Raw genomic sequence first — 19,110 nt, forward strand, 5'->3', positions numbered from 1 at the left:
CGGGATTCCTTCACTTTTGTATATTTTGGGTTTTGAAATCAGAAATTTTACAATTGCTGAAAGAATTCCTGCAAATATATTGCGGAGCTATTAAAGATTAAGTTTTCTATAGCTGCGAATTATACTATATAAATAATTCCAAAGGGGGAATGGAAATGAAAAAAGTTATGGTAGTTGTCTTCTGCCTTATTTTAGTTTGTCAAACTACTGTATTTGCTTCCGGACAGGTAATAGTAAATCAGAAGGCTAGTCAACCTCTAACTAAAGCTAATACACAAATATCATGGAATGATGCGGTTGCTCAAGCAATGTCACTATTTGCAGATGGCGGCGGCTATTACACAGGCAGTGGGCATCCAACCGGATTTACACAAAATACTTGGGAAGGTATGGACGGGGCATTTCAAATTGGACCTAATGATACAAAACCGACAATAGACGTAAGCAAAGCACGACCTTCCTTCTGCTCTTCAGGTATTTATATGCTGCTTTTAAAGAGCATATCAATTTGGGACAATGACCGAAACACAATTTCTAAAGATGCATGGGTTAACTTGAAACCGTATACGTTAAACATTACCGATGAATCAGGCAATGTTATTCCTCGTGAAAATGACGGTTATGGCTGCTGGGGACGTGCGAATGCTAATGGACCTGGACTTGGTGTTTTAGTTAATGAACTAGGCGCTGGTGAGAATTATTATATTGGAAACAAAACTGAATACTCATCTGCGGATGATTATTATGCTGCTTGGGATGGAGCTAAGCCTGGTGATTTCCTTAAAATATTCTGGAACAGCGGAATAGGCTGCGAAGACAACAATCCAGTTGGAGACGAAGCTGGACATATGGTGATGTTCTTAGGAAAGTACAAGCATTATGCTGCCGATGGAACAAGAGATGACATTATAACCTGGTGGTCTTCAAACGGAAGCCGTACCGATATAAATGCTGGATATGGTGTTCAAAGTTGCGCAATTTCTAAAATATACAGAGCTGTTTTAACAAGAGTTACTAATCCAAACAATTTCAATAAAGCAGCTTCAATTGACAGATTCAACGTAAATACATGGCTTGACAGCCTAAATGGAAAGCATCATGGAACTGTTGACGAACTAAAAAATAATTCAGGAATAAAAGCTAATCAGGCACCAACCGATACAAATCAAACGTCAGCCGATCAAAAATGGAATGATACAGTGGCTCAGGCAATGTCTTTATTTGCAGATGGTGGCGGTTATTACACGGGTAGTGGGCACCCAACCGGATTTACACAAAATACTTGGGAAGGTATGGACAGGGCATTTCAAATTGGACCTAATGATGTCAAGCCAACAATAGATGTGAGTCAGGCAAGACCTTCTTTTTGTTCATCAGGTATTTATATGCTGCTTCTAAAGAGCTTATCAATATGGGATAATGGTAGCACAATATCAAGGAATGCATGGGTTAACTTGAAACCGTATACGTTAAACATTACCGATGAATCAGGCAATGTTATTCCTCGTGAGGACGACGGCTATGGCTGTTGGGGGCGTGCAAATGCCAACGGACCTGGACTTGGTGTCTTAGTTAATGAACTAGACGCTGGTGAGAATTATTATATTGGAAACAAAACTGAATACTCATCTGCGGATGATTATTATGCTGCTTGGGATGGAGCTAAGCCTGGTGATTTCCTTAAAATATTCTGGAACAGCGGAATAGGCTGCGAAGACAACAATCCGGTTGGAGACGAAGCTGGACATATGGTGATGTTCTTAGGAAAGTACAAGCATTATGCTGCCGATGGAACAAGAGATGACATTATAACCTGGTGGTCTTCAAACGGAAGCCGTACCGATATAAATGCTGGATATGGTGTTCAAAGTTGCGCAATTTCTAAAATATACAGAGCTGTTTTAACAAGAGTTACTAGCCCAGGCAATTTCAATAAAGCAGCTTCAATTGATAGGTTTAATGTTAATAAATGGCTTTCTGACTTGAATGGAAAACATCATGGTACTGTTGAAGAATTAAAATTAAACACAGGAATAACTGCAAAAGCAGCAATAGATGCCATAGCAGCGCTTCCGGCACCGGAAAAGATAGCTTTAACAGATGAAGCAGCTGTTAAAGCAGCAAGAGCATTGGTAACGGCAGCAAATAATGATATAAATATAACTAATCTAAGCAAACTTACTGCCTGCGAGCAAAAGATATCAGAACTTAAAGCGGCGGAGTCAGCAAGACAAGCACAACTTGCAAAGGAAAAAGCAGCAATAGATGCAATAACAGCTCTTTCAGCACCGGAGAGCATTACTTTAACAGATGAAGCAGCTGTTAAAGCAGCAAGAGTATTGGTAACAGCAGCAAATAATGATGCCAATATAACTAACTTAAGTAAATTGACCACTTGTGAAGCAAAGATAACAGAGCTTAAGCATGATGCAAATATAAAAGAAACTATAGATAAAATAACAAAGGCTCCGGATAAATCTAATACAGAAATAAGCATTGCCGAAAACAGTAAAGTTAAAAAATCAATATTAGATGCAATTCAGGGAAAAGACAAGTCGGTGACATTTACAAATGATACTATATCCTGGACATTTGATGGAAAGGATATGAAAGGGAGTACAAAGGATTTAGATCTTTCTGTAAATATTGCTGATATTAATCAATCAACAACACCTAATAAAGAAGCTATTAAGGAAAAAATAAATGGAGCTGATGCGTTAATTCTTTCCTTTGCAGAGAATGGTGTTTTACCTGGAAAAGCTACAGTAAAAGTAAAGCTATCAGACGCATGGCTGTCAGGAAAAGACTTGAAGAATATTTATGTTTATTACTACAATCCACAAACAAAAGCTATTGAAGCAATCGCAGAAAAGCTGACAGTGGATGCAAATGGATATATAACTTTCTCCATTGATCACAACAGTGATTACTTTGTAGTAGATAAAAATCTTCAGCCTAAACAAAACCTTCCTAAAACAGGTAACTTTGTAGATTTTAATGTATTGGTAGCGGCAGGTCTAATTTCCATAATAGTTGGATTAAGCTTACTATTAAAAAGAAAAATTAGAAGAAGCTAAAACCTAATATTATTAAAATAATACTTTAGTAAAAAGATTCCGCCTAAAGGCTAAAAAGTCTAGAGGCGGAATTCTTTACGTCATATGACACAACAGAACTAATGATAAAGGTAAGAAATGATTTGATACGCATGTATAAAAACTAACTGTTTAATAATTACTTATATAAGCCTGCTGGCAAAGCTTAATCTTTCCTTTAATCTTTCGGTACCCAATACTTTAATCATTTCGTATAAATCAGGAGTAGCTGTTTTTTTAGTCAGTGCGATCCTCAATATCATTGCAACATCTCCAATGTGTCCTTTATAGGCAGATGGATTTTTCTTGAAGTTTTTAACACTAGAGCAGTAACCTAGAGTTTCTCCGAAAGCCTTAAGTTTATTAAACCAGGTTTCTTTATTATCGCTTTCGCAGTATACATTTATATAGCCGCTTAGAATTTCTTGAATATCATATTTGCTTAAAGCTTTCGGAAAGTTATAGTCTCCATTCTTTGAGTAATACAAATCATCATAAAAGAAGAAAATATCCTCACGCACGTCAGACCATTTGCCTATATCTTTTCTTGGTTTTTCAGAGTTTCTTTCTATATTAAAAATTTGTATACAGTAGTTAGAATCAGCCTTTAGAAAAGCAGCCATTTCTGTATCATACCTTTCACACCAGTTCAAATACAGCTCATATATATCTGAGGACTTCATTAAAGCTATTATATCCTTGCTTATTGCTGTAAGCTTGTTTAGATCGAATATAGCACCCGTAGCGCTTATTTTGTTGATATCTATTTTGAAGTCCGTATAGGGGCTTAAAGGATTTTCTTTTCTCCAATCTTCATAATTTGAATTTATAATATGAAGCAGATATTCTATAACTGCGTTTGGCAGATATCCTTCTTCTTCGTAAAAGCTAAAGGCTAATTCAGGATCTTTTCTTTTGCTTAGCTTTCTTTTTGAAGTTCCATCCATCTTCATAAGAGTAGGTATGTGAGCATATTTAGGTCTCTCAAAGCCTAGTACATCAAACAGTTGAAGATGAATTGGAGTAGAAGAAAGCCATTCTTCACCTCTTACTACATGTGTAGTTCGCATAAGATGATCATCTACAGCATGTGCAAAATGGTAGGTAGGAAGACCATCTGTCTTTAATATTACAATATCCTGAATATTTTCTGGCATCTCTATTGTGCCCTTAATTAGGTCGTTAAAGACTATCCTTTTATCTGGACTTCCAGGTGACTTTAAACGTATTACATAGTTTTTTCCTTCTATTAGATCTTGCTTAACTTCCTCTAGGGTTATATTTCTATGTTTTGCCCAAGGCCCATAGTAACCTGTATTAACTTTCTTATCTTCTTGAAGTTTTCTTAACTCTTCTAATTCTTCAAGAGTGCAGAAACATGGGTAGGCAAGACCTTTTTCAAGAAGAAATTTTACATAGGTTTTATAAATAGTTTCTCTTTGACTTTGTATATGAGGACCATAGCCAGCGTCTTCATCAAAAGAGATATTATAAGTTTTTAGTCCTCTGATTATTTCAGAAGTGCTGCCTTGAACTTCTCTCTTTTTATCCGTATCCTCTATTCTTAAATAGAATGTGCCGCCACTTTGATGTGCAAGCCTTTCATAAATAAATGCAGCAAAAAGACTACCTAAATGAAGAAAACCTGTAGGACTAGGTGCAAATCTAGTAACCATAGCTCCTTTTGGCAAGTCTCTTTTAGGATAAATATTTTCATAATAATCAGGACTAGTATTTATATCTGGCAAAAGTAAATCTGCAATTAGTTTATTTTCATTCATATTATTTCTCCTCCTTTTTGTCGGAACACGGGGCAGTTTAAGCCTGCTCGTTCCCACTCGCAAACTGCCCGTAAAAGTACATTTAGCACTTTTACCTCCTAATCTTTCAATTTTAGGTACCAGCAGTTTGCTATGCTTGTTATTATGAGGAATCTGGGTGTTAAAATAAAAAAAGTCCTCCGTCCTTAATAGGACGAAAGACTTGCTTCCGCGGTACCACCTAAATTGATAATACATCCACTCTGATGAGGTGAAATTATCTCTGCGCACAAGATATTTCAGATCACTCCTTGAATAACGTCAAGGTAACCGTAGGATTTACTTAATTATTTTCAATCCCATACTCCAAGGCTTCTTTCAAGAAATGCAAACACCGAATTTCCACCAGCATCGGTTCTCTTTAATTTTATAATTTCTCTACTATTCCTCTTCAAAGTATTTACAAATAATATATTATTGTATTAATTATAAAGTCTTGGATATATATGGTCAATACTTAATTTTATATTTTAAGAAAATTTTTAAAAATATGAATTCAAGTATTAACTTATTGTGTGATATAATCATTTTAATAATTATAAAGAGGGGTTCTAGATAAACTATGAAAGTAAGAATGAAGTTTTTAGCAGCGGCAATTATAGCCTCAGCTTTGTCTATTTTAATATTTACTAGAAGCTCAGATTTTCTAGTAAGCGAAACTGTAAAAACCTCATCACTGCCTAGAGCAGATATATCCTTTTCTGTATTAGGAGATATTCATGAAGATACAGAAAAATTTCAAACAGCCATTTATGATTTATATAAGGTAAGACCGAATATGGATGCGCTTGTTCTAAATGGAGATGCAGTAGATCAAGGACTTCCTAGTCAATATGATTCAATGAAAAAACTTCTAAGCAAAAACAGCTCAATACTCCCAAAAACAATAATAAAAAATATAGGAAATCACGAGTTTTTTGATTATAAAAAAGAATATAATACAGCTGAAGATGTTAAGGACTTTATAGGAAGATATCTTCAGTTTGCCGGAGAAGAGAAGGTTTATCATGATAAATGGATTAAGGGGTTTCATTTTATATCTTTAGGCTCAGAAAATGGAAATACAAAAGATTTTAATTCAGTGAAGGCTTATATATCAAAGGAACAACTTGCGTGGTTTAAAGAAACTATAGCAAAGGATTACGAAAAAGGAAGGCCAATATTTGTATTTCTTCATCAAAATTTAAATTCAAATGCTAGTAAAGGCTGGGTTGGAACTGATCAGGCAGAAGATATACGAAAAATTTTGGCACAGTATCCAGAGGCTATATTATTTACATCGCATACACATGCGTCACTTGAAACTACTAATGTAACTTTGAATCAGCCTTTTACAATGGTTCATACCGGTGCTGTGCATTATACTTTAAAGATTGGGAGCAATGGTGCAAGGGAGAGAACTGATGATAATTATGGGATATATGTTGAAGTTATAGACAATAAAGTTTATATAAAGGGCAGGGACTTTAATAATAAGACTTGGGTTTTTTCTAAAGAGATAGTAAATACTAAATAAGTTTTTATAAAAGTGTGGCTGTCTCAAAACAACTTAAACCTACTACGTGGTATTTGAATTCTAGGAAGCTTTCACTTCGCAGATAAGACTAATAATTAAAAAATTTATAAATCCTAAATCCTGACACGGGGCAACTAAAGAGCAGGCTGTTGCCACAGCCTAAGGTGCCCATGAAAAGTCATTTAGACTTTTCATCTCTCTTCGTTCAAACAATATAGGATTCTTAACGGCTTTATAAATTTTTTATTTAAAGTCTTATTACTGCTTGTTCAAATGCTTCTACGTATTCAAATAACACGCTAAGTTTAGTTGTTCTGAGACAGCCTCTATTTTATTTCATGTATTCCATTTTTCTTTCCTTAAAATACACAGGCTTTAAATTACATCTGTCAGCGATTTCTAGTGCTATATTAATATTATTTCCAATAGCAGCAGCATTGTGTGCATCGGAGCCAATAGTTACCTGTCTTCCGCCAACCTCATAAAACCTTCTGTAAATTTTAAGCAGACTATCAGCAGCAACCTTATACCTTAATCTTCTAGTATTTATTTCTAAGGGAATATTGGAAACAACAGCAGTTTTTAATACTTCATCAATATACTCGGAGAAATCATCGTAATAAATCTCCTTATCTTCATAACGAGCGTATCTTGTAATATAGTCAATATGGCCTAGGCTGTCTATAAAGTTATGAGATTTAAGGCATTCAAGCATGCAGGTAAGATACTGTTCATAAGTTTCTTTTTTGGTTCTGCCCGCATAAAAATCTTCTCTAAATATATCAATAGTGTCTACTAAGTGTATTGATCCAATGACATAATCAAAAGGGAAACTTTCAATAATCTGTCTGTTCTCTTCTACACAATCGCTTCTCATACCCAGTTCAATTCCTAAGAGGGTATTGCTGTTTCTATATTTGTTATATTCGTTAAAGTAGTCTTCAGGGTTAAAGATAAAATTGCCCTTGATTGGATACTTTAAATCCATATGCTCAGTTATTATAAGTCCTATGTTTAGTTCTTTAGCCTTTTTTACAGCATCCTCTATGTCCATTTTAGAATCAGTAGAGAATTTAGTATGTAAATGACTGTCAAATATAATCATAATAATCACCTTACTTTAAAAAATATTTTGTATATATAATGCAAAAGTTCTAATACATTATATATATCTATTATATCAAAACAAAAAAATATATTCTTAAAAAATTTTATAAAAAACTATTGCAATATTTCCATCCTATGCTATAATAACAAATGTAGTAAACATTCCGTGGTAGCTCAATGGCGGAGCATTCGGCTGTTAACCGAAGGGTTGGAGGTTCGAGTCCTCTCCACGGAGCCAATTTACTCAAATAATTAACGAACTATTGGTGCGAAAGCGCTTTTTTTATTTTTTGAGTTAAAACAGGGATGCTCTATCTAGAGTGTCCCTGTTTTAACTTCTTAACTAGATAACTTCTTATATAGATAGCTGCTTATCTTCTCGTATGATGGTCTTATATACTTTTGATTACTAATATTCGATATAAAGTAAAAGAATATGAATACCAAACTTTAATTGTACATAATGCACTATTGAAGCAATTATTTTTGGTTAATCGTTACATAGTGAATATAATATATTTATGATAAACTATTAATATAATCTAAACAAAATATAGTAAGATACATTTAGTAAGTTGTATGCCTTATTATACCGAATGACAAAGGAGAATGTTTTATGGAATTATTACAAGCGATTGAATCAAGAAGAAGTATAAGAAAGTTTAAATCAGAGCCTATTCCTGAAAATTATATTAATGAGTTATTAGAAGCAGGAAGAATAGCACCATCAGGATCAAATCTTCAACCTACGCGTTATGTTGTAATAAAATCTGAGGAAGCTAGAGCGAAATTAAAAGAATGTACACCTCTTCCTTTTGTATCACAAGCACCAGCTGTAATTGCAGTATGTACAGATGCAGGTGTAGTAGCTACAACTGAGATAAGATCAAGAGAACTTATGGAAGCTAATGCTTTTGCAGATACTCCTCTTAATAATACTAAGAATGAAGATGCAGATGCTTATAACAAAAGAAGAAAGTCAATGGATGAAGCTACTTTAAGAGCATACTTGAATTTAAATGCAGCCATAGCTATAGATCACATAACTTTAAGAGCAGTTGATTTAGGTCTTGGAAGCTGCTGGGTTATGATGTTCGATAAAGAAAAGGTAAAAAGTCTATTAAACTTAGATGAAAGATATGATGTTGTTGCATTAATACCAGTTGGATACCCTGATCAAGCTCCAAAGCAAAGACCAAGATTAAGTATGGAAGATGTATTGTTAAAGGAAATATAATATTTAGATAACTATCTTAACAGCGCTGCTCTTATAAAAGCAGCGCTGTTTGGTTTATATAAATAATTCATAAATTGCTAGGCAGATTATTATAATGCCTGACAATATGGAGGCAAATTTGCCTATAAGATTTGAAAAATATTTTTGCCCTAAAAATATTCCTAGTGGTATAAAGACAAAGCTAAATATAAATGTTAGTAGTGAAGTTATCCATAGGTTTATACCTGTAATACTTGCTCCGATACCCATTCCTATATTATTCACTGCTAAGGCAAGTCCTAATACAAGAGCTTCTCTTGTATCGATTATTCCTGATTTATCTTTATCAATTTTCTCAGGATCATCCATTATTTGTTCGTAAGAGTTCTTATTATTAGTTTTAAAGGCTTCATATAGGCTCCATAAGCCTAAACAAATCAAGACTATGCTTCCGAGTGAGTTAGTAAGATGCTTTGGAACAAGGTGGTAGATAGCCTTTCCAAACATCATAGCTCCAAAGGTGCCTAAGCAGGACATAAAGGCCACAATAGCTGATTTTAGTATGTTTATTTTAAGATTTTTAATCCCGTAAGCAATGCCTACAGCAAGATTATCAATGTTTGCAGAAAATGCAAATAAGAAAGAGGATAAAATATGCATAAGAAGTCTCCTATCTTGAAAAATGCTATGTTTATAGGATATTCAAGATAGTATAATTTGGTGACACATTCTATAAGCTTTCTTGGAAGCATAGTATAAAATTAATATTATTGCTAATAATATGATATTATTGACAACACTTTCTAATATGTTAGAATAATATATATCAAATAAATATTACACGATGAAAAAAGAAGAGTAATAATAGTAGCTTTAAAGAGAGACTGTGTTTGGTGCAAACAGTCAGGCGAGTATTATGAAGGGAGCTTTTGAGTGCATAAGTTGTTAAAGCAGGGCTTTTGCCAACAAGGGTGGAACCGCGGAATTTTTAAATTTCGTCCCTTATGGTAAGGAGTCTTTTTTTATTACAAAAAATTAAATATTGGAGGTAGGTAAAATGGCAGTTGAAAAGACTATGGATAAGATAGTGGCACTTGCTAAAAACAGAGGATTTGTATTTGCTGGGTCGGAAATATACGGCGGACTTGCAAATGCATGGGATTTTGGTCCTCTTGGAGTAGAGTTTAAGAATAATGTTAAAAAAGCTTGGTGGAGAAAGTTTGTTCAAGAAAGTGCATATAATGTTGGAGTTGATACAGCAATACTTATGAACAGCCAAGTTTGGGTTGCTTCAGGACACGTTGGAGGTTTCTCAGATCCATTAATGGACTGTAAGGACTGCAAGTCCAGATTTAGAGCAGATAAATTAGTTGAAGATCATATGACAGAGCAGGGAGCGGAAGTTGCCAGCGCAGATGGCTGGAGCAATGAACAGCTTAAAGGATATATTGAAGAGCATAATATAGTTTGTCCGAAATGTGGCAAGAAGAATTTTACAGATATAAGAAAGTTCAATCTTATGTTTAAAACCTTTATGGGTATTACAGAAGACTCAAAGTCAGAGGTGTATTTAAGACCTGAAACAGCGCAAGGTATATTTGTTAACTTTAAAAATGTTCAAAGAACTTCAAGAAAGAAGGTTCCTTTTGGTATAGCTCAAATAGGAAAATCTTTCAGAAATGAGATAACTCCAGGTAATTTCATATTTAGAACAAGAGAGTTTGAACAGATGGAGCTTGAATTCTTCGTAAGGCCTGGAACAGATTTAGAATGGTTTGATTATTGGAGAAGCTACTGCTGGAACTTCCTTTTAAATCTTGGTGTTAATAAAGATAATTTAAGAATGAGAGATCATGCTAAAGAGGAATTGTCCTTCTACAGCAATGCTACTTCTGATATAGAATTCTTATTCCCATTTGGATGGGGTGAGCTTTGGGGAATAGCTGATAGAACAGACTATGACCTTAAGAAGCATGCTGAACATTCAGGAGAAGATATGAGCTATCTTGATCCAACAACAAATGAAAAATATGTTCCGTACTGTATAGAACCATCTCTTGGTGCAGACAGAGTTACACTTGCATTATTATGTGATGCCTATGATGAAGAAACTCTTGAAGATGGTGATGTTAGAAATGTACTTCATTTCCATCCTGCACTTGCACCATTTAAAGCAGCAATACTTCCATTAAGCAAGAAACTTTCGGAAAAATCAAATGAAGTTTATGATAAGTTAAGAAAGAAGTTTAATGTAGAATATGATGAAGCAGGAAGTATAGGCAAGAGATATAGAAGACAGGACGAGATAGGTACGCCTTACTGCATAACTATAGATTTTGATACTTTAGAAGATAATACTGTTACTGTAAGAGATAGAGATACTATGCAGCAGGTTAGATTAAATATTGATGAATTAGAAAAGTTTATTGAAGAAAAATTAGAGTTTTAGTTTAAAAGGCTGTATATGGGCAAAGATTCATATATAGCCTTTTATTTTATGCATACATTGCAATTGGACTGCATTAACTTTTGTAGTAAAGCTGTCAGGTAACACTATACTGTTATCACTAATTATTTTTGAATAGAAATTTAATAATTTTAAATAATTATTGTAAAAGCTGATCATGCCAGTTTTTCTTAATAAGTGGATACTATTATTTTTATTGATTTGATGTCTATAAAGCCTTCAAATCATACGGAGGCTAAGTCAGTTGTTATACCTGCAGTAGAATAAATTTGTATAATAGGTGAATTCGACAAAGTTCTCTCCTGAGAAGTGCTAAGTTAATTTAATTAAAGAGGCTAAGTTGAAATTATTGAAATGAATAATTTTAGATAAAAAAATTACCGAACATGGGGGTGTTCGGTAATAAAATGGGGTTTATCATGGGGATATATTATATCTTATTAAAATATGGGGAATTATATTAATGTTTCCTTACGGCACAAGAGTAGTATAGCACACTATATTCATGCTTTACAATACTAAAATTAAAAGTTTTTATTTTAAATAAATTCGCACAATTTCGACAATATTCAATTTAATTCATGGAAATTAGATATACAAGTGAGCTGCATATTAGGCTAATTATACCTGTGATTAATGTTATAAACCTTGAGTTTCTGTTAATTTTACTTTTATAAACAATTGGTACAGCACATATAATACCTAGTGGGAGACGAAAATTGTCGTTTATTGTTATGTATACTTGACATAGAATCCAAAGTCCTAAGAGTTTTATCAAGAAATACTCCTCTTTTTCGTGCTTTTTTATAAACGGAATAAGTACAAGCAGGGAACTTAGAATTAATGTTATTAAAGCCATAATCACCACACCTTAAATTGATCCCTTCTATTTATATGCGTTAAGTTTGTAGAAATTGCTGTAAAAGTGGTATAATTATAGAAGGATTTTAAAGATAATATTTTGGATAATATTGAGTACATATAATGCTTTAATAAAGGAGAATTTTTCATGAAAAAAGATTTTGAAGAATTTAAAGAATTTATAAAAGGAAAGAATACAGCAGTTGTTGGAATAGGAGTCAGCAATATACCGCTGATACGCTTTTTATTAGAACTAGGGGCAAGAGTAAGTGCTTTTGATAAAAAAAATGAAGAGCAGCTTGGAGAGATAGCTGAAGAGTTTAAATCTAAAGGTGTTAAGCTTGTTCTTGGAGATAATTACTTAGATAATTTAATAGGGTTTGAGGTTATATTTAAAACGCCATCAATGAGAATAGATAGTCCCTTTTTAGTTAAAGCAAAAGAAGAAGGAGCTTATATTACTTCTGAGATGGAGGAGTTCGTTAAATATTGTCCTGCTAAGGTTTTCGGGGTAACTGGAAGCGATGGGAAAACTACAACTACCAGTCTGATTTATAATATATTGAAAGAAGAAGGTTATAAGACCTGGGTTGGCGGAAACATAGGAACTCCTCTCTTTGCTCAAATTGAAGAAATACAAGAAACTGATAGGGTTGTTCTTGAGCTTTCAAGTTTTCAGCTTATGACAATGAAAGTATCCCCAGAGGTTTCTATAGTTACGAACTTAAGTCCTAATCATCTCGATATGCATAAGGATATGGAAGAGTATGTTGATTCTAAGAAAAACATATATAAATATCAAGATAATGATGGAGTTTTAGTTTTAAATAGAGATAATGAAATAACTAATTCAATGGTAAATGAAGCAAAAGGAAGAGTCCTTCAATTTAGCATTAAAGAAACTATAGAAAATGGAGCCTATTATAAGGATGAAAGCTTGTATCTTTTAGGTAAGGAAGTTTGCAAGGCAGAAGATATAGTTATTGTAGGAATGCATAATGTAGAAAATTATCTTGCTTCTTTCTGTGCATTAAGTGAAGATGCAAGCATCGAAAGTATGAAAAAGGTTGCTACTACTTTTAAAGGAGTAGAACATAGGATTGAGTTCGTCAGAGAACTTGAAGGGATTAAATATTATAATAGTTCTATTGCTTCAAGCCCATCAAGAACACTTGCAGATATTAAGGTTTTTGGGAAACCTGTCATTTTAATTGCTGGCGGATATGATAAGAAAATTCCTTTTGAACCTTTGGCTGAAGAAGGATATCCTTATATTAAAAAGTTAGTTTTACTTGGTGCTACTAAAGAGAAGATCAGAAATGCCTTTGAGAAGATAATAGATGAGAAAAATCTAAACTTGCCAATAATAACTGCTGATACGCTTGAGGAAGCTGTAATAAAATCAACAGATGCTTCTGAAAAAGGGGATGTTGTTATACTCGCTCCGGCCTGTGCAAGCTTTGATATGTTTGTAAACTTTGAAGTTAGGGGAAATGAATTTAAAAAAATAGTTAATAATTTAAAGTAATATAAAATAAGCTGCCTGCAACAACGCAAGGCAGCTTATTTTGTAAGTGTGCTTCTTAGAGAATGACATCAGAAATAAATAAAGTTAACTTTTCTTGTAAATTACAAAAATTATAGTTATTATCTTGTCTAACAGCTATTATTGGTCTTGTTGGGTTGTCTTTGTTTTGCATTATCACTATACCATATAAATTATTGCTTAATTTCACTGGCAATCCGTTAGGATAGCAGTAAATTGATTGAACAAAATCCCTATAAATATCAGCGCTAAATCTAGCAGCACCCTCCGCTGCAATTTTTTCGATTGCCATATGAGGTAAAATACCTTTTTCGTTGTTGATAATTTCTAAGTATTCATTGCATATGTTTATTATTTTGGCAAATTCATAGATGTTTTCGCCGATTAATCCAAGAGGACCTTGTCCATCTTCTCTTTCATATAATTGGCGTATTGATACATAAATTGTAGCTCCAAATACTACATTTTTTTTTACTAAATTATAGGCAGTATCAACATGATTATTCTTAGAAGTAAAAAGTTTTCCTATGTCATGAAGTAAAGCACTGACTGTTAAGTTTAATAGTTTTTTTTCATCGTACTTTTTACGATTGCCAACCATAGCTGCTAAAATAGTAATGTCAATAGAGTGTACCCCTAGTTTTGATAAATCATCATTTGGTGCAAGGTTATTTAATAGAACTGCATTCTCAGACAAATTTATGTTTTGTAAAATTTCTTTAATAATATCATAAACTTTTTTATCGTCCACATAATTTTTGCTTTTTATTTCTTCTAGTAATTCCTTCATTATCTTAAGAGCAGATAATTTGTTTGCTGTAGGTAAAACCTCTTGAAGAGACATTTCATCATTGCCATCCTCTATATAAATACTAGTTATGCTCATTTTTTTTAGTCTTTTAATAGCGTTTTCAGTAAGTCTGTTACCTTTGTTTAAAAACATTATTTCGGTTTCAGTGTAAATTGGACTTGCCAATACTTCGTTTAATATTTTATCGCTAACAATAACTAATTTCATTTTATAATACCTCCGACACGTTACTATATTAAATTATTATAGCATAAATTATTCGATATATGTATATTTGTGTCGAAAATGAAAAGAGGGAGTTATTGGCTACTTGGCAAAAGTATCGATAATTTATATATGGATAATATACATGAAAAGTATCCCTTTTTTTAAGGGATACTTTTTAATTTAACTTGCATATTCTTCTTGAATAGTTTCTTTCTTTTCACTTAGTGCACTGTTTTTTATTCCGTATAAGAAATATACTACTAGACCAATTAATAGCCAAGCTATAAATCTATATTGTGTTATACGAGGCAGAGAGTATATTAAATATCCACAGAAGATAATAGCGAGTGAAGGAACTACTGGTACAAATGGGCACTTAAAGCTTCTGTGAAGATCAGGTTGTTTCCTGCGAAGTACTATTACAGCTGCAGAAACTATAATAAATGCGGCTAAAGTGCCAATATTGGTTAACTCTGCAACGATTCCTATTGGTGTAAAACCCGCCATTAAAGCTGTTACAATTCCAACTAATATAGTGCTTTTCACTGGAGTTTTAAACTTAGGATGAACTTCACCAAATGCCTTTGGAAGAAGACCGTCTCTAGACATTGCAAAGAAGACTCTTGTTTGTCCAAACATCATAACTAATAATACTGAAGTTATTCCACAAACTGCACCTACAGAAACTAGTGCAGATCCCCAGTTTATTCCTATTTGTTGAAGTGCAAATGCAACCGGTGCTGAGGTTTCTTTAAACTGAAGGTAAGGAACCATTCCTGTTAGTATTGCTGATACAATAATATATAAAACTGTACAAATAATTAAGGACCAAATTATTCCTCTAGGCAAGTCCTTTTGAGGATTTTTAACTTCTTCTGCAGCTGTTGATACTGCATCAAACCCAATATAAGCAAAGAAAATTATTGAAGCCCCTTGGAATACTCCCTTCCAGCCGTAGGGCATAAAAGGTGTCCAGTTAGAAGGTTTTACATGGCTTACCCCTAATATGATAAATAATACTACTACGAGGAGTTTGATTCCTACCATAATGTTATTTACTTTTGCACTTTCCCTAACTCCTATTATTAATAAAGAAGTTATTACTCCTATTATGAGCATAGCAGGGAGATTAACTACTCCACCGTTTATCCCTGGAGCATTTATTAGTGCTTTAGGAAGATGAATTCCAACAGCTTCTAAAAGATTAACTATATATCCGGACCATCCAATAGCCACTGCAGCTATTGCTACAGCATACTCTAAAATTAAGTCCCATCCTATAATCCATGCCCATATTTCCCCAAGTGCTGCATAGCCATAAGTATAAGCGCTTCCTGCCACTGGGACCATCGCCGCAAATTCGGCGTAACAAAGACCGGTAAAGGCACAAGCAAGACCTGAAATAATAAAAGATAATATAAGTGCGGGTCCTGAATAATTAGCTGCCGCTACGCCTGTCAATACAAAGATACCGGTGCCGATTATCGCTCCTACACCAAGCATGGTTAATTCAAATGCACCTAATACTTTGTTTAATGATTTTCCTTCGCTGTTATCTTGCAATAAATCCCTTATAGGTTTTAATCTGAAGATATTGTTCTTCATTGTTGACGCCTCCTTTTTTAAGTGTTTATTAGATAATATCAGCAAAATGGAGTTGTAACAACTCGTATACGAGGGCTAAAAACAGATAAATAATTAACTAGAAAGAGATGAAAACGCTTTCCTTATGAAATTCGACAAAAAATATAATTCAATATTTTAAAAAATGAATAATATTTAATTGACAACTTGCAAAAATTTTTGATAGTATGTTTATAGAAAATTCATTAAAAAGGAGAAGTTAAGTATGAAAAAGGTATTAGCAGGTATGGTTGTTTCGATGGTTTTAGTAGGTTTACTAAGTGGGTGTTCAAGTCAGGCTAATGCAGAGGCTTCTAAAAGCAGTAATAAGTCAGGTAAGAAATATATTATTGCAACTGATGCAACATATGCACCCTTTGAGTTTCAAAAAGATAACAAATATGTAGGTATAGATTTAGATATTTTGGATTCAATAGCTAAACTTGAAGGTTTTCAATATGAATTGAGTCCTATGGATTTTAAAGGTATAATTCCAGCTCTTCAATCTAATCAAATAGATGGTGCTATCGCAGGCATAAATATAACTGATGATAGAAAGAAGATTCTTGATTTTTCTGATGGATATTATGAATCGGGTTTATCTGCTGTTATTAAGAAAGGTAATGATAAGGTTAAATCCTTGAATGATTTAAATAATAAGATATTCGCTGTGAAAAAAGGAACAGCTGGCGCAAAATATGCAGAAGATAATAAAGAAAAGTTATCAGCAGAAATAAAATACTTTAATGATACGCCGTCTATGTTCCAAGAAGTCAAGAATGGTAATGCTGATGTTACCTTTGAAGATTATCCGGTAATTGCATACATGATTTCAGTAGATCCAAATAGCGGTCTTGCTGTTGCTGGTGATAAGATAACAAAAACTGATTATGGGTTTGCAGTAAAGAAGGATAGTAACAAAGAACTTCTAGATATGTTTAATGACGGATTTAAAAAGATTAAAACAAATGGAGAATATGACAAAATTATAAGTAAATATATAAAGAAGTAGTTAGTGACTAAAATAGGAGGCTGAAAGGGATGTGGGATATTATAGCTTTATTTAAGGAAAGTTTGCCAAGTTTGATTTCTGGATTACTTGTCACTTTGAAAGTAGCTTCAATTTCACTTGTTATAGCAGTTGTCTTGGGCTTAATATTTGGACTTATGTCTATCGGTAAATCTAAGTTTTTAAAAGCTTTGTCTATAATATATGTAGACATCATAAGAGGTACACCTCTTATTGTTCAAGCATTTTTTATCTATTTTGGTATATCAAGCGCTTTTGGCATTAAGATGCATGCTGTAACTGCTGGTATTATAGCTATAAGTATAAATGCAGGAGCTTATTTAGTGGAGATATTTAGAGCTGGAATTATGGCTGTAGATAAAGGACAAATGGAAGCTGCCAGAAGTCTGGGCCTATCATATAGTAAAGCTATGCAGAAGGTGATACTTCCTCAAGCTGTAAGAAAGATGATTCCTGCATTTATTAATCAATTTATTATATCATTAAAGGATACTTCGATTTTATCAGTTATTGGTATAAGAGAATTAACACAAAGCGGGGAAATAATAATTGCTTCTAATTATAGAGCTTTAGAAACTTGGGCTATGGTCGGGTTATTATACTTTATTCTTATTATGGTTTTAAGTTATTTCTCAAGATTTTTAGAAAGGAGACTTAGGTTATGAGTTTAATACAAGTTAAAGGAGTGAGAAAAAGTTTCGCTGGAACTGAAGTTTTAAAAGGAATAGATTTAACTATAGATAAGGGTGAAGTTGTATGTTTGATTGGCCCTTCGGGGTCTGGTAAAAGTACTTTGCTTAGATGCTTAAATAGGTTGGAAGAAATTAGTGAAGGTTTTATAAGCGTAGACGAGCAAAGCTTATATGATAAGAATATAAATACTAACAAGCTTAGAGAAAAGTTAGGTATGGTTTTTCAAGCTTTTAATCTATTTCCTAATCTAAATGTTATAAACAATATAACTCTAGCACCTTTAGCTGTTAAGAAAGCAGATGTGAAGTCATCTGAAGAAAAAGCAATGAAGCTTCTCGAACAGGTTGGACTTAAAGAGAAGGCGTTAATGTATCCTGACAAATTATCAGGGGGGCAGAAACAAAGAGTGGCCATAGCAAGGGCACTTGCTATGGAACCTGAGATTATGCTGTTTGATGAGCCTACTTCAGCTTTAGATCCTGAAATGGTTGGTGAAGTGCTGCAAGTCATGAAGAGTTTAGCGGTTGAGGGAATGACTATGGTTGTGGTGACGCATGAAATGGGATTTGCTAAAGAGGTTGCAGATAGAGTTATGTTTATGGATTCTGGAATTATTGTTGAAGAGGGGATCCCTGAGGCCATATTTACAAATCCATCTAATGAGCGAACAAAAGATTTTTTAAGTAAGGTTTTATAAAAATTCAGCATATATGAAGTAACATCTTTACCTGGTGTATCATATAGAGAAATTTTAATCATATAGGAGGAATTTAAAGAAATATAAATTTAATTTGGGATTATGAGATGTTTTTAAATAGTATATATTAATAAATGTGATAATATGAATAGCGTCGCTTGAAGCGATGGATATTTATATTATTACATGGTTATCTTATAGTAATGCAGCAAAGCTTGATAATGAGTAAAATTACCAATAAAAAAGTTGTTGACAATAAGGCTGTGAAATGATAAGATATAAAAGCTGTCAGATGACGGCGAAGCAATTGGTCTTTGAAAATTAAACAGAGAAATTAAGGGTTAAAGTCCTAAATGGACTTTAACGGATAACTTAGCTGATGGAAATCAGCGAGTATAAGTTATCCAGGAACATGACCAGC

Annotated in this window: 13 protein-coding genes, 1 tRNA gene and 2 other annotated features; of the genes, 9 read left to right on the forward strand and 5 right to left on the reverse strand. The window is 33.4% G+C overall.

The window, feature by feature from the left end; all coding sequences use genetic code 11:
- The first annotated feature begins 155 nt into the window (after window positions 1-155).
- A complete protein-coding gene (locus JK636_RS15275) occupies window positions 156-3,077 on the forward strand; it encodes an LPXTG cell wall anchor domain-containing protein (RefSeq protein WP_202749875.1) in 2,922 nt (973 codons plus the stop codon).
- A gap of 161 nt (window positions 3,078-3,238) precedes the next feature.
- On the opposite strand, the gene gltX is transcribed toward JK636_RS15275, so the two are convergent.
- Window positions 3,239-4,876: a glutamate--tRNA ligase gene (gene gltX, locus JK636_RS15280; protein WP_202749876.1), complete on the reverse strand. Its 1,638-nt coding sequence runs from the start codon at window positions 4,874-4,876 to the stop codon at window positions 3,239-3,241.
- Window positions 4,877-5,062: 186 nt separating this feature from the next.
- Window positions 5,063-5,319 (reverse strand) — a binding site (T-box leader).
- Between the two features lie 158 nt (window positions 5,320-5,477).
- On the opposite strand from gltX, the gene JK636_RS15285 reads away from it, so the two are divergent.
- On the forward strand, window positions 5,478-6,431 hold the full coding sequence (locus JK636_RS15285; RefSeq protein WP_243428239.1) for a metallophosphoesterase family protein: 954 nt from the start codon (window positions 5,478-5,480) through the stop codon (window positions 6,429-6,431).
- A 331-nt stretch (window positions 6,432-6,762) separates the two neighbouring features.
- Here JK636_RS15285 and JK636_RS15290 read toward each other — a convergent pair whose 3' ends face one another.
- On the reverse strand, window positions 6,763-7,533 hold the full coding sequence (locus JK636_RS15290; protein WP_202749893.1) for a histidinol phosphate phosphatase: 771 nt from the start codon (window positions 7,531-7,533) through the stop codon (window positions 6,763-6,765).
- A gap of 168 nt (window positions 7,534-7,701) precedes the next feature.
- Here JK636_RS15290 and JK636_RS15295 point away from each other — a divergent pair.
- Together JK636_RS15295 and JK636_RS15300 are read left to right on the forward strand one after the other, a co-directional pair.
- A tRNA-Asn gene (locus JK636_RS15295) sits at window positions 7,702-7,776 on the forward strand.
- A 378-nt stretch (window positions 7,777-8,154) separates the two neighbouring features.
- Complete coding sequence (locus tag JK636_RS15300) at window positions 8,155-8,775, forward strand: nitroreductase family protein (RefSeq protein WP_202749877.1); 621 nt, start codon at window positions 8,155-8,157, stop codon at window positions 8,773-8,775.
- A 54-nt stretch (window positions 8,776-8,829) separates the two neighbouring features.
- On the opposite strand, the gene ytaF is transcribed toward JK636_RS15300, so the two are convergent.
- Window positions 8,830-9,414, reverse strand: coding sequence for a sporulation membrane protein YtaF (ytaF, locus tag JK636_RS15305; RefSeq protein ID WP_202749878.1), 585 nt, complete (start codon window positions 9,412-9,414; stop codon window positions 8,830-8,832).
- A 175-nt stretch (window positions 9,415-9,589) separates the two neighbouring features.
- Window positions 9,590-9,760 (forward strand) — a binding site (T-box leader).
- A gap of 51 nt (window positions 9,761-9,811) precedes the next feature.
- On the opposite strand from ytaF, the gene JK636_RS15310 reads away from it, so the two are divergent.
- Window positions 9,812-11,203 (forward strand): glycine--tRNA ligase, encoded by a 1,392-nt coding sequence (locus JK636_RS15310; RefSeq protein ID WP_202749879.1) that lies wholly within the window; start codon window positions 9,812-9,814, stop codon window positions 11,201-11,203.
- 1,027 nt (window positions 11,204-12,230) lie between these two features.
- Complete coding sequence (murD, locus tag JK636_RS15315) at window positions 12,231-13,610, forward strand: UDP-N-acetylmuramoyl-L-alanine--D-glutamate ligase (protein ID WP_202749880.1); 1,380 nt, start codon at window positions 12,231-12,233, stop codon at window positions 13,608-13,610.
- Window positions 13,611-13,665: 55 nt separating this feature from the next.
- On the opposite strand, the gene JK636_RS15320 is transcribed toward murD, so the two are convergent.
- Together JK636_RS15320 and JK636_RS15325 are read right to left on the reverse strand one after the other, a co-directional pair.
- A complete protein-coding gene (locus JK636_RS15320) occupies window positions 13,666-14,646 on the reverse strand; it encodes an HD-GYP domain-containing protein (protein ID WP_202749881.1) in 981 nt (326 codons plus the stop codon).
- 180 nt (window positions 14,647-14,826) lie between these two features.
- On the reverse strand, window positions 14,827-16,251 hold the full coding sequence (locus JK636_RS15325) for a branched-chain amino acid transporter BcaP (RefSeq protein ID WP_202749882.1): 1,425 nt from the start codon (window positions 16,249-16,251) through the stop codon (window positions 14,827-14,829).
- 244 nt (window positions 16,252-16,495) lie between these two features.
- Here JK636_RS15325 and JK636_RS15330 point away from each other — a divergent pair, with 244 nt between their 5' ends.
- From JK636_RS15330 to JK636_RS15340, 3 genes are read left to right on the forward strand one after another with little or no spacing between them, the layout of a single operon-like run.
- Window positions 16,496-17,281, forward strand: a complete 786-nt coding sequence (locus JK636_RS15330; protein WP_202749883.1) for a transporter substrate-binding domain-containing protein — start codon at window positions 16,496-16,498, stop codon at window positions 17,279-17,281.
- A gap of 29 nt (window positions 17,282-17,310) precedes the next feature.
- The gene (locus JK636_RS15335; protein ID WP_202749884.1) at window positions 17,311-17,964 is read left to right on the forward strand and encodes an amino acid ABC transporter permease; all 654 of its coding nucleotides are present in this window, start codon (window positions 17,311-17,313) and stop codon (window positions 17,962-17,964) included.
- Window positions 17,961-18,689: an amino acid ABC transporter ATP-binding protein gene (locus JK636_RS15340; RefSeq protein WP_202749885.1), complete on the forward strand. Its 729-nt coding sequence runs from the start codon at window positions 17,961-17,963 to the stop codon at window positions 18,687-18,689. Before JK636_RS15335 ends, JK636_RS15340 begins: the two co-directional genes overlap by 4 nt.
- Window positions 18,690-19,110 lie beyond the last annotated feature (421 nt).

The organism is Clostridium rhizosphaerae, from assembly GCF_016765585.1.
GTDB lineage: Bacteria > Bacillota > Clostridia > Clostridiales > Clostridiaceae > Clostridium_AT > Clostridium_AT rhizosphaerae.